The 11,454-nt window shown below is 67.6% G+C and carries 10 protein-coding genes, 1 pseudogene and 1 riboswitch; of the genes and pseudogenes, 3 read left to right on the top strand and 8 right to left on the bottom strand.

Translation table 11 applies throughout. The features are described 5' to 3' along the window. Nucleotides 1-490: 490 nt before the first annotated feature. The 5 genes and pseudogenes from HD593_RS59425 to HD593_RS59405 all read right to left on the bottom strand — a co-directional run. Nucleotides 491-928 (bottom strand): annotated as a pseudogene (locus tag HD593_RS59425) (Clp protease N-terminal domain-containing protein); the annotation flags it as partial. Nucleotides 929-1,752: 824 nt separating this feature from the next. After that, on the bottom strand, nucleotides 1,753-2,085 hold the full coding sequence (locus HD593_RS59420) for a histone-like nucleoid-structuring protein Lsr2 (protein ID WP_080047412.1): 333 nt from the start codon (nucleotides 2,083-2,085) through the stop codon (nucleotides 1,753-1,755). A gap of 514 nt (nucleotides 2,086-2,599) precedes the next feature. Then, nucleotides 2,600-3,088: an RDD family protein gene (locus HD593_RS59415; RefSeq protein WP_185111570.1), complete on the bottom strand. Its 489-nt coding sequence runs from the start codon at nucleotides 3,086-3,088 to the stop codon at nucleotides 2,600-2,602. Nucleotides 3,089-3,200: 112 nt separating this feature from the next. Beyond that, entirely contained in the window at nucleotides 3,201-4,673 is a 1,473-nt protein-coding gene (locus HD593_RS64935) for an RDD family protein (RefSeq protein WP_185111569.1), read from the bottom strand. Nucleotides 4,674-4,758: 85 nt separating this feature from the next. Further along, a complete protein-coding gene (locus tag HD593_RS59405) occupies nucleotides 4,759-5,340 on the bottom strand; it encodes an amino-acid N-acetyltransferase (RefSeq protein WP_185111568.1) in 582 nt (193 codons plus the stop codon). Between the two features lie 266 nt (nucleotides 5,341-5,606). After that, nucleotides 5,607-5,758: riboswitch (cyclic di-AMP (ydaO/yuaA leader) on the top strand. Nucleotides 5,759-5,857: 99 nt separating this feature from the next. On the opposite strand from HD593_RS59405, the gene HD593_RS64165 reads away from it, so the two are divergent. Next, the gene (locus tag HD593_RS64165) at nucleotides 5,858-6,811 is read left to right on the top strand and encodes a C40 family peptidase (protein WP_312904425.1); all 954 of its coding nucleotides are present in this window, start codon (nucleotides 5,858-5,860) and stop codon (nucleotides 6,809-6,811) included. A 71-nt stretch (nucleotides 6,812-6,882) separates the two neighbouring features. Here HD593_RS64165 and HD593_RS59395 read toward each other — a convergent pair whose 3' ends face one another. Beyond that, complete coding sequence (locus HD593_RS59395) at nucleotides 6,883-7,095, bottom strand: LuxR C-terminal-related transcriptional regulator (RefSeq protein ID WP_043615366.1); 213 nt, start codon at nucleotides 7,093-7,095, stop codon at nucleotides 6,883-6,885. A 183-nt stretch (nucleotides 7,096-7,278) separates the two neighbouring features. Between HD593_RS59395 and HD593_RS59390 the strand changes: the two genes are divergently transcribed. After that, complete coding sequence (locus HD593_RS59390) at nucleotides 7,279-8,478, top strand: cytochrome P450 (protein ID WP_246547333.1); 1,200 nt, start codon at nucleotides 7,279-7,281, stop codon at nucleotides 8,476-8,478. A gap of 6 nt (nucleotides 8,479-8,484) precedes the next feature. On the opposite strand, the gene lysX is transcribed toward HD593_RS59390, so the two are convergent. Then, nucleotides 8,485-9,966 (bottom strand): bifunctional lysylphosphatidylglycerol synthetase/lysine--tRNA ligase LysX, encoded by a 1,482-nt coding sequence (lysX, locus tag HD593_RS59385; protein ID WP_185111567.1) that lies wholly within the window; start codon nucleotides 9,964-9,966, stop codon nucleotides 8,485-8,487. A gap of 179 nt (nucleotides 9,967-10,145) precedes the next feature. Here lysX and HD593_RS59380 point away from each other — a divergent pair, with 179 nt between their 5' ends. After that, nucleotides 10,146-10,616 carry a hypothetical protein gene (locus HD593_RS59380; RefSeq protein ID WP_185111566.1) on the top strand — a complete coding sequence of 157 codons (471 nt, stop codon included), beginning with the start codon at nucleotides 10,146-10,148 and terminating at the stop codon, nucleotides 10,614-10,616. A gap of 54 nt (nucleotides 10,617-10,670) precedes the next feature. Here HD593_RS59380 and HD593_RS59375 read toward each other — a convergent pair whose 3' ends face one another. Beyond that, a complete protein-coding gene (locus HD593_RS59375; protein WP_185111565.1) occupies nucleotides 10,671-11,453 on the bottom strand; it encodes a type III pantothenate kinase in 783 nt (260 codons plus the stop codon). Nucleotide 11,454 lies beyond the last annotated feature (1 nt).

Genomic DNA, 11,454 nt, shown 5'->3' with positions numbered 1-11,454 from the left:
TTCTTGGGCCAAGACGACAACACGCCTCGCTCGGTCGGTGAACCTCTCGAACATCTCGTCGCTCCTCACAGAGCGGTCAGTCAGGCCGGTAAATCCGGTCCCGTCCTCCCGCATGCTAGCCCTGGCTCGGCGAACCGTGCCCACTGCCGCTGACACGCTCTATAGCAGAGACGTTCCCCGAGAGCAGGGCGTTCACCCTCCATCCAACTACTGTTCGGGGGTGACGTGTTCCCGATACGCCGCAAGCGAACGATGTTTAGGACGCTCACGGAAGCGGCTGTGAAATGGCCGCCCGCGACGCATGCGGACCCACACGGATCGTCCATCGGACGCCTGGCGCGGAGCCGGCGCGGGGACGCCGTTTTCGCCCCTGCATCTGGGATGCCGCGTCCGTATCTATTACGTAATCATCTTATGTCGCGGCTCGATGCAAGACCAAGCGCGCACGCTACGCCCTGAGCACAACGCCGCACGCTCAGGCGCGGGGAGCCCGGTATTTCCCGACGAGTTCGTCCACGGCCCGCGTGACCGCGCCGAGGTCGGCGCCGAGCTTGCCCAGCGCCTGGACACCCGTGCCCGTGCCCTCCCGTACGAGCCCGAGCAGCAGGTGCTCGGTGCCGATGTAGTCGAGGCCCCGGTCCTGGGACTCCTGGCCGGCCAGTTGCAGGGCCCGGCTCGCCCGCGCCGTGAACGGCAGGTGCCCCTGCGCGGCCGTCTCGCCCCGGCCGGCGAGCTCCACGACCTGCCGGCGCGCACCCTCCAGGCCGATGCCGAAGCCCTCCAGCGCCTTGGCGGCCACGGCCTCGCCCTCGCGGACCAGGCCGAGCAGCAGGTGCTCGGTGCCGATGTGGTGGTGGTCGAGCGCCCTGGCCTCCTCCTGGGACAGGACGAGGACCCGCCGCGCGCGGTCGGTGAACCTCTCGAACAACTCGCCGCTCCTCACTTTGCGTCGGACAGACCGGTCAACGCGCCCATCCTTCCGCACACCGGTGAGCGGGCGACAATTCACGATCTTGACCTGCCGCCGTCGCGTACGAGTCCCGTACAGACGGTAATCGCTAATCCGCCATCCGGTCAGCCGGGTTACCGGACGGTACCCGCGCCATAGCCGGGACTTCCGCCGCATGACAGCCGGAGCCACTGGCATTCCCCCCGCGTGGAATCCCAATCCGTACTGGCGCAGGGTGACGGCATTGTGGGTGGATGCTGCCACAACCGGCATTGTGCGAGGCATGCCCGACACTTGCCGGTTATGCCCGGTTAGCCGCATCCAGGGGATGCCGGTAATCCGGGGCCGCCACATGCGCACAGGGACAAGGTTTTCGGTGGCGGCGGGCAGGCCGGAGCCCGGCTTAAGCGTTACAGCGAGTGAACACGGTTTTTCCGCATGGCCCGTTCCATGGGCGCGGCATCCCTGGCACTCGATGCGACGGGCTACAAGCTCCGCGCGAACCGCAATGCCCGCCGCACAGGCCAATGCGGGCGGCCGCCGCCCGGTTCGTACGCACCCCGCGTACGTTGAATGAGGCCTGGCCGCCCCACACGGCATTCGTGCCCGCCACCATCACATGAAACGGCGCCATGGACAGGGCGGCACACTCACGCGCCCAAAACGCCCGCATATGGGCGCATCAGGAGATCAACTTCCGGAACGTCCCGCATTCTGGAACGCCACAGAAACGATCATGCGCTTATGGCGGTCGCCGGGGTCCGAGGCGAGCATCATAAGCGCATGGTCGAGAGCCGGCTCCCTTAGTGGGCGGCTTCGTACTTCTCCACGACGGTGGAGGCGATGCGGCCGCGCTCGCTGACCGGCAGGCCGTGAGCCTTGGCCCACTGCCGGATCTCGGAGCTCTTCTCGCGGCTCATCGCGCGGTTGCCGCCCCGGCCACGCCGGCGCGGGGATACGGCGCCTGCCCTGCGCGCATGCTGCACGAAAGGCGTGAGAGCGTCCCGCAGCTTCTTGGCGTTAAGGTCGCTGAGGTCAATCTCATAGGTGGAGCCGTCAATAGCGAAGCTGACCGTCTCATTGGCCTCGCCCCCATCGAGGTCATCGATGAGAATCTCCTGGATCTGCTTGGCCATGTACGCAATCCTTTCGCGGAGCATTGTTTCATTCGCCTGCCCAAACATATACCCGGAAAGGCGTGGAGACAATTCAGCGCTACGGGGATTCGGCTGACTAGCCGATCAGTTCTGGCTCTCGGGCTGATCCTCGCGGTTTCGCCGGCCCCCGAGCGCCTCGGATCGGACCAACTTCACTACGCCAAAGATGAAGGCACCCCCCACCACGACCGGGGGGATGAGCGCTGACAATACGTCTGTTAGGGCTTCCATTCGTCCTCGCCTCCACGGCTTGCGGGGTTTCGGGGGCACAAAAAGCGCTGGGAGCGTGACCACGGGGAGCGCGGCTCCCACATGACACCCAGGGCGGCAACCACCCGTAACCGACCATAGCGCCACACACATGCCCTGCGTGCCGCAGGGGCGCCAACATCCGGCAACCCGGACGCCCCATAGCCTAATGCCAGTCTCTCCAGGCTCCTTACCGGATCAACCGAAAATTTTGCGAAAAGGCATCGCCGCTGGTACGCACAGCTCAGCGAAGATCTTTAACCACCCTCGTGCCCGCCGCCCGGTCGTGTGGACCCCGCTCCAGGGGCTTGTCCATGAGGATGAGCAACCCCACCCCGAACAGCAGCATTCCGGCCACCAGATTCACGACCGGAATGCCCATCAGCATCACCGGAGCGGGATAGACCAGCGTCCGCCTGAGCAGAACCCGGGACGGCAGCCCCTCAGGGAGCAGGCGAATCCTCATGATCGCCTTACCGAACGTCCGCCCGCGCCGGGAATGCGCCCACCAGTCGTAGCCCGCATAAGCCAGGCCGGCCACCAGCCACGCGAAGACTCCCGGCAGCCGCCCGCCGAAGACCTCGGCCATCCCGACAGTTCGGAAGAAGCCCCACAGCACGATGAACAGAATGTAATAGAAGACCCCGAACACGAGTGCTTCAATCAGCCGGGCGCCGAGGCGTTCCCACCATTCGGCGGGCAGCACGTCCGTCCGCGGCGCCGTCCCGGCCATAACTGCCACCTCGCGTCGTCGGGGGCTCGGGTCGCTAACTAATTCTGGTACAGGTCCACACACAAAACATAGGGGCCGGCGAGGCCGGCCCCTATGTCGTGTCTCGGGAGGACTACTTGATCTTCACCACCACGGTCTTCGCCGCCTTGTCCGCGAACGTCTGCTGCAGCGGCTTGTCCCAGAGCTGGGAGGCGCCGTTGAGGCCGCAGACCAGCGGGGCGAGCAGGGTTCCGAAGGGCACGAAGTAGAGGATGTAGCCACCCCACGTCACGGCGCCGCGGATGAGCGCCGGGCCCGTCTCCAGGCCGCCCTGGGACATCGCCTGCCCGACCGGTACGACCTTGATCCCCATGACCATCTTGCCGATCGTCTGGCCCTTCATCTTGTGCAAGAGGAAGTCGTAGCCGACGTAGATCACGGTCGCGAGGAGCGCGACGAGGAAGTTGTACAGGAACGAGGTGGCGAAGCCAGTGGCGGCGCCTGTCGCGGTGTCGTAGCTCGCCAGCGCGAAGATACCGAGGACCAGGGTCAGCACGAACAGCACGATGCCGAACAGGACACCGTCGATGATCCTCGCCACCAGGCGCTGCCACCACTCCGCCAGCGGCGCCGGCGCTCCGGGCGGCTGCACGCCGACCGGCTGGCCGTAGGGCTGCCCGTAGCCGGGCTGGCCGTAGCCGCCCTGCCCGTACTGCTGCGGCTGCTGCCCGTAGCCCTGCTGGCCGAACTGCTGCTGGTCGTAGCCCTGCTGGCCGTAACCGGGCTGAGCGTAGCCGGGCTGGGACGGCTGCTGCTGCCCGTAACCCTGCTGCTGGCCGTAGCCCTGCTGTTGCTGCTGCTGGCCGTAGCCCTGCTGGCCGTAGCCCTGCTGCTGACCGTACTGGGCCTGCTGGCCGTAGTCCGGCTGCGACTGGGGCTGCTGGCCGTAGGCGCCCTGCTGACCGTAGTCAGGCTGCGATTGCGGCTGCTGGCCGTACTGGGCCTGGCCGTAGTCCGGCTGGGACTGCTGCTGCTGACCGTAGGCGGCCTGCTGGCCGTAGCCGGGCTGCGACTGGGGTTGCTGCCCATATTGCTGGCCCGACTGCGGCTGCTGGCCGTAGCCCTGTTGCTGACCATACTGCTGTTGCTGGTCGTAGCCCTGCTGTCCGTAGCCCTGCTGCTGGCCGTACTGGCCCTGCTGCTGTCCGTAGCCGGGCTGCTGGCCCGACTGGGGTTGCTGGCCGTAGCCGTACTGCTGCTGCTGGCCGTAGTCGGGCTGGGACTGCTGTTGCTGCCCGTAACCCTGCTGCTGGCCGTACTGCTGTTGCTGGTCGTAGCCCTGCTGTCCGTAGCCCTGCTGCTGGCCGTACTGGCCCTGCTGCTGGCCGTAGCCTTGTTGCTGGCCGTAACCCTGCTGGCCGTAGCCCTGCTGCTGGCCATACTGGGGTTGCTGGCCGTAGGCGTCGTCCGCCCGGTAGCCGACCACAGTGACGTCCGGGTCGGGCTCGCCGGGGTGGCGGCCCGTGTTCTGCTGCCCGTAAGGGGTGCCGGGCGCGGAATTCTCGCCGGAATCGTCCTGTGGATACGGCGGCTGTCCGGTGCTCACCGTGTCACCTCGCTTCGAGTGCGCATGTGGCACGTGTCAGGACACATGCCTGTGCTGCCCAACGTATCGACATAGGTATCAACAATCACCTTTCCATCTGGTCAAGGTCTGCGTCACCCGATGTCAGATGGAGCAGCATGCGGGTGTTGCCCAGGGTGTTCGGTTTGACGTGTTCCAGGTCGAGGAACTCCGCCACACCCTCGTCGTACGAGGCCAGCAGTTCGGCGTACACCTCGGGCGAGACCGGCGTGCCCTGAATCGGGCGAAAGCCGTGTCTCGCGAAGAAGTCCACCTCAAAAGTCAGACAGAATACACGTCGCAGACCCAGATCCTTCGCGTGCTGTATCAGCGCCGAGACGATCCGATGGCCGACGCCCATCCCTCGGCACTCCGGGTCCACGGCCACGGTACGGACCTCCGCGAGATCCTCCCACAACACGTGGAGCGCGCCGCAGCCGACGACCTGCCCGCCCCGCTCGGCCACCCAGAACTCCTGTACGTCCTCGTACAGGGTGACCGTGGCCTTCTCCAGGAGCCGCGGGCCCGCGCCCGCGTAGGTGTCGACCAGCCGCCTGACCGTCCTGACGTCGGGCGTGCGGGCACGCCGGACCACCACTGCGGTCTCGGGCCCGGTCTCGGACGTTGCCAGTTCGGCCACCTGCTCCATGGCTCTCCAGAGTACAGATGTCATTACGGCTCAGACTTAACTCCCATCTCTGGGCCCATCCTGTTACATCTGGTGGCCATATGAGCACGCTCCCCACATCCGGCAGATGCAGCAACGAAGCGGACATAAAGTCCGTTCAGCCCGGTCAGACACGAGATCACCTTGTGACCCTTCGGTTGTGAAACCTCTATGAACTCGGCAGTTCCGGTTGAGCACGAACTCGGAGTGCATTAGTGTCCAGCGACGATGTTCCCCGCGTGTCGCGCGCGAGGAACACGCCCAATCCCCGCGAGGGGAGCCGGGGACCCACCGGCGGCGACCCCCATCGCCCGCCATTCGGGGTGAATCCGAGTTGTTCGGTAGGGCTGCTCCGGCCCGAACCCGCCAGCTAACCCGGTAGGCGTCGAGGAAGGGAGCTCGGTTGGTGGAGCGCACGCGCAACGGCGGGGGGAAGACGGCGGGCAGGCACGCCCGCCCTCAGGAACGGCTCCGGCGATCACGCCGGCTCGGCGGTGTGGTGAGTTTCACAGTCGCGGCTCTCCTGATCGCCATTCCCGTCGGCTCGGCGTCCGCGGACCCCCAGCCCTCGCTCCAGGACCTGGCCAAGCAGGTCGAGAAGATGCACACCGAGATCGAGACGCTGACCGAGGAGTACAACGGCCAGCGCGAGAAGCTCAAGACGGCCAAGAAGGCCGCCGACGCCGCGCAGAGGACGCTGGCGACCAGTGAGGCCGATCTCGAGGCCAAGCGCGCGGAGGTCGCGCTGCTGGCGGAGAACGCGTACATCACCGGTGGGCTGAACCGGATGCTGGCCTTCGCCACCTCCGGCGACCCCGACTCCTTCCTCGACCGGGCCGCCACCATGGACGTGCTCGAACAGCAGCAGGGCGCGGAGGTCACCCAGGTCACCCAGGCCAGGGAGGCCGCCGAGCGGGCCAGGTCCGGCGCCCAGGCCCGTATCGAGGAGGTACAGGAGATCGTCTCCGACCTCGACACGAAGCGCGACAAGATCACCAAGCTCGTCACCAAGGTCGAGAGCAACCTGTTCAGGCGGGCGCTGGGCGAGGCGGGCCGGCCCGGCACGCGGGCCCAGCGCGTCAACCTGCCGATCGTCGGCAGCGGCAAGGCCGCCCAGGCCGCGCGCTGGGCGCTCACGCAGCAGCTCAAGCCGTACGTCTGGGGCGCCGAGGGCCCCGGCTCCTACGACTGCTCGGGCCTGGTCATGGCCGCCTACCAGAAGGTCGGCATCTCCCTGCCGCACTACACCGGCAGCCAGTGGACCGCGGGCAGGCACATCTCACGCGAGGAGATGCGCCCCGGCGACCTGGTGTTCTTCTACAGCGACCTGCACCACGTGGGCATCTACCTGGGCGGCGGCATGATGGTGCACGCGCCGCGGACCGGTGACGTGGTCCGGATCGCCTCGATCGCCAACAGGCCCTTCGCCGGTGCGGTACGCATCGCAGACTGAGCCGACCTATGCCGACCTATGGCGACCAGGGCCGGCCGATCCAGGGCCCCTCTCCCCACGGCCGCTCGCCGCTAGATCAACTGGCGGCGGGCCGCCCAGGCCACGGCCTCGATCGCCGTGGCGACACCGATGCGATCACAGATGCCACGTAGTCTCCTGCGCACCGTGCGCCCGCTGATATCCAGCCGTCTGCCCACCCGATCGACCGTAACCCCCTTGGCCAGCTCCGCGAGCAACGCAAGATCCGCATGGCTCAGCTCAACACCTTCAGTGAGCACATCCATCGGGAGCCCTCCCCCCCAACAGCTGACTTGGGCCTCATGACCGGGCCGAAGTCGCTCCTCGCAGACGGTAAACGCATCCTGGAAAGGTCGTCAAGCATAACAATCGGCGCGCTTGACCAGCACTATTGACATGATCCGAAATATGTGACGTACTCGCGATATGTCGGCACCGATCAGTCGAAGATGAGCGATCTCATGGAGCCTTCCGGCGCTCCGGATCCGGCGGTTCTGAGCCCGGCCGACGTCCTGGGTTTCGATCCGTTCGATCGGGGATTTCTGCATGATCCTTACTCCCGCTATCGGGAGCTGAGCGCGCGCGGCGCCCTCTTCCGTACGCGCGGGGGTCTGCTCGTCGCCACCACGCACGAGCTGTGCACGACCCTGCTCCGCGACCCGCGCTTCGGCCGCGGCTCCGGCAGGCAGAACGGCGCCGACCCAGGTCAGCCGGTTGCATCGTTCCTCTGGCTGGACCCGCCCGACCACACGAGGCTGCGTGCCCTGGTGAGCAGGGCGTTCACCCCGCGCATGATCGAACGGCTGCGCCCGCGCGTCGAGGCGATCGCGGCGTCGTTGATCCGCGAGCTGCCCGACGAGGCCGATCTCGTGTCCGGGCTCGCCTACCCGCTGCCGGTCCTGGTGATCAGCGAGATGCTCGGGGTGCCTCCAGAGGACCACGAACGCTTTCGCGGCTGGAGCGAGAAGCTTGCCCGCGGCCTTGACCCGATGCTTACAGAGGACCTCTTATCGGAAACCGGCCGGGCCAGAAGGGAGTTCGGCGACTACTTCCGCGAGCTCGCCGCGCGCCGGCGGGAGCGGCCCGGCGACGACCTCCTGAGCGCGCTGACGGGCGTGCGGGAGCTCACCGAGGCCGAGCTGCTGGCCACCTGTGTGCTGCTGCTCGTGGCCGGCCACGAGACGACCGTCAACCTCATCGCCAACGGCGTCCTGGCCCTGCTCCGGCACGGGCAGCTGGCGCAGGCGGCGCGGCGGCCCAGGGAGGTCGTGGAGGAGGTGCTCAGGTACGACCCGCCGGTGCAGCTCACCAGCAGGGTCGCGCTGGAGGACGTGTCGCTGGGCGGGACGCCGGTGCCGGAGGGCACGCCCGTGATGGCGGTGATAGGCGCGGCCAATCGCGATCCGGCGGTCTTTCCCGATCCCGGCCGCTTCGACGTGACCCGCTCGCCGGAGCGGCACCTCGCGTTCGGGCTGGGCATCCACTTCTGCCTCGGGGCCACGCTGGCACGGATGGAAGGCGAGATCGCGCTGTCGGCCCTCGCCTCGGCGGCGCCGGGGATGGAGCTGGCCGAGCCCGCGCCGCCGTACAAGGAGAACGTGGTGCTGCGCGGGCTGGCCTCGCTGCCGGTGCGGCTGCGGCGCCGCTGAGCCGGCCTACTGAGTGGGCTTGACGAGCGGGAACAGGATGGTCTCGCGGATGTTCTTGCCGGTGAAGGCCATGATCAGCCGGTCGATGCCCGCGCCCATGCCTCCCGTGGGCGGCATGGCGTACTCCAGGGCCTGGAGGAAGTCCTCGTCGAGCTGCATGGCCTCCGGGTCGCCCCCGGCCGCCAGCATGGACTGCTCCACCAGGCGGCGGCGCTGGTCGATCGGGTCGTTCAGCTCCGAGAAGGCGGTGCCCAGCTCGGTGCCGAAGCCGATCAGGTCCCACTTCTCGGTCAGCAGCGGGTTGTCGCGGTGCACGCGGGCCAGCGGGGAGGTCTCCACCGGGTAGTCCATGACGAACGTGGGCTGGATCAGCGTGTGCTCCACCAGCTCCTCGAACAGCTCCTGGACGAGCTTGCCCGGGCCCCACTTGGCGTCCCAGTGGATCTCGCGGCGGTCGGCGATCTTGCGCAGCTCCTCCAGGGTGGTGGAGGTGGTGATCTCCTCGCCCACCGCCTCGGAGACGAGGTGGTGGAGCGGGATGCGGGGCCACTGCGCGCCGCCGAGGTCGACCTCGGTGCCGTCGTGCACGACCACCGTGCCGTCCAGCGCGGCCAGGGCGGCCCGCTGGATCATCCGCTGGGTCAGATCCGCCATGTCGTGATAATCGAGGTACGTTCCGTACGCCTCGACCATCGTGAACTCGGGGTTGTGCGTGGAGTCCGCGCCCTCGTTGCGGAAGGTCCGGCTGATCTCGAAGACCTTCTCGATGCCGCCCACCACGAGCCGCTTGAGGTAGAGCTCGATCGCGATGCGAAGGTAGAGCTCCATGTCGTAGGCGTTGATGTGGGTCTTGAACGGCCTGGCCGCGGCGCCGCCGTGGATCGGCTGCAACATCGGCGTCTCGACCTCGAGGTAACCCTCCTCGTGCCAGAAGTCGCGCACCGCGCGCACCGTGGCGCTGCGCAGGCGGGCCATCTTCCTGGCGTCGTCGTTGACGATGAGGTCGACGTAGCGCTGGCGGACCCGCGCCTCGGGGTCGGTGAGGCCGACGTGCTTCTCCGGCAGCGGGCGCAGGCACTTGGCGGTGATCTGCCAGCTGTCGGCGAGGATGGACAGCTCGCCGCGGCGGGAGGTGATGACCTCGCCGACCACGCCGACATGGTCACCCAGGTCGACGTCGCGCTTCCAGCTCGCCAGCGACTCCTCGCCCACCTTGTCGAGCGAGATCATCACCTGCAGGTCGGCGCCGCCGTCGCGGATCGTGGCGAAGCAGAGCTTGCCGCCCACGCGGTTGAGCATGACGCGCCCGACCACGGCGACCTGGTCGCCGGTGGCGGTGTCGGGCTCCAGGCCCTGGTATTTCTCCCTGACCTCGGCGTTGGTCGCCGTGCGTGGGAAATTCACCGGGTAAGGGTCGACGCCCTCGCTGCGAAGGCGGTCGAGCTTCTCCCTCCGGATGCGCATCTGCTCGGGAAGTTCGTCGCTCACAACAACAAAGGGTAGGGGATATGGCGAACTGCAAGGGCTCGTCGGCCCGCTGAAGGAACACTGAAGGAACGCTGAAGGTCGCTGAAGGAGCGCTGCAAGAGCCCCGATTTACAACTTTCTTACGAGCTCGGGGGGGGAGCCGGTAGGGAGCCGGCCCATAGGGAGCTCGAGGAGAGAAAATGTTCAAGAAGATCGCGACCGGTCTCGCCGCTGTCGCCGCGACCACCGCCGTGGCCCTGTCGCTGCCGGCTTCGGCCCAGGCGAGCTCGTACGACTACTCCGAGTACTGGGGCCCCGCGTACGCCAAGCACGGCGTGGCCAAGGCGCAGGGCTGGGTCGGCGTCGACTGGGACCACCACGGCGAGTCGAACGAGGTCACGGTCAGGGGCAAGCTGTTCGACCTGGACAACCGCACCTACGAAGAGGGCGGCAAGTGCGCGTACGTCCAGTTCCAGGCCAGCGACTTCGACCACGAGTGGTCCCCGGTCTACGGCAAGAAGTACTGCGGCTATCCCGGCTACAAGAAGTTCGGCTTCCAGGAGCACGACGTCTACAGCTTGCGGGCGAGGGTCTGCCAGGTCGGCCCGTACGGGGGCTACCCGAAGAAGTGCGGTCCCTGGGAGTACCTCTACACCGCCGAGAGCGAGTGACCCCGATAAACAGGAACGGCCCCCGCGGCTTCTTCGCGGGGGCCGTTCGCTGTCTCACGAGGCGTTGCGGTGGTAGACCAGCCGGAGCCCGATGAGGGTGAGCCAGGGCTCGTGCACGTCGATCGAGCGGGACTCGCCCACCACCAGGGCGGCGTGCCCGCCGGTGGCCACCACGGTGACCTCGTCGGGGTCGTCGGCCAGCTCTGCCGCCATGCGCTCGACGATGCCGTCCACCTGGCCCGCGAAGCCGTAGATGATGCCGGCCTGGAGCGCCTCGACGGTGTTCTTGGCGATCACCGAACGCGGCCTGACCAGCTCGACCTTGTGCAGCTGAGCGCCGGCGGCGGCCAGCGCGTCCACGGAGATCTCGATGCCGGGGGCGGTGACGGCGCCGACGTACTCGCCCTTGGCCGAGACCGCGTCGAAGGAGGTCGCGGTGCCGAAGTCGACGATGATGCAGGGGCCGCCGTACTGGTCGATGGCGGCCAGCGCGTTCACGATCCGGTCGCTGCCGACCTCCTTGGGGTTGTCCATGCGTACGGGCACCCCGGTGCGAATCCCCGGCTCCACGATCACCGCGGTCACGTCGCCGTAGTAACGGCGGCACATCTCGCGCATCTCGTTCAGCACGCTCGGCACGGTGGAACAGATGGCGATGCCGTCGACGTCGGCCCCCTTGAGCAGCGGCGACTGGGCCAGCAGACCCTGGAGCACGACAGCGATCTCGTCGGCGGTGCGGCGGGCGTCGGTGGCCAGCCTCCAGTGCTCGATGACGTCCTCGCCCTCGAACAGCCCCAGCACCGTGTGCGTGTTGCCGACGTCGATCGTGAGCAGCATC

Source organism: Nonomuraea rubra (genome assembly GCF_014207985.1).
GTDB lineage: Bacteria > Actinomycetota > Actinomycetes > Streptosporangiales > Streptosporangiaceae > Nonomuraea > Nonomuraea rubra.
Note: the sequence above shows the minus strand (reverse complement) of the source record. Positions and strands in the feature narration are given on the sequence as shown.

Coding starts and splice junctions, on each gene's coding strand:
- HD593_RS59420 (WP_080047412.1), bottom strand. CDS start 2,085: ATGGCCAAGCAGATCCAGGAGATTCTCATCGATGACCTCGATGGGGGC.
- HD593_RS59390 (WP_246547333.1), top strand. CDS start 7,279: ATGAGCGATCTCATGGAGCCTTCCGGCGCTCCGGATCCGGCGGTTCTG.
- HD593_RS59405 (WP_185111568.1), bottom strand. CDS start 5,340: ATGGAGCAGGTGGCCGAACTGGCAACGTCCGAGACCGGGCCCGAGACC.
- HD593_RS59395 (WP_043615366.1), bottom strand. CDS start 7,095: ATGGATGTGCTCACTGAAGGTGTTGAGCTGAGCCATGCGGATCTTGCG.
- HD593_RS59415 (WP_185111570.1), bottom strand. CDS start 3,088: ATGGCCGGGACGGCGCCGCGGACGGACGTGCTGCCCGCCGAATGGTGG.
- HD593_RS59380 (WP_185111566.1), top strand. CDS start 10,146: ATGTTCAAGAAGATCGCGACCGGTCTCGCCGCTGTCGCCGCGACCACC.
- HD593_RS59375 (WP_185111565.1), bottom strand. CDS start 11,453: ATGCTGCTCACGATCGACGTCGGCAACACGCACACGGTGCTGGGGCTG.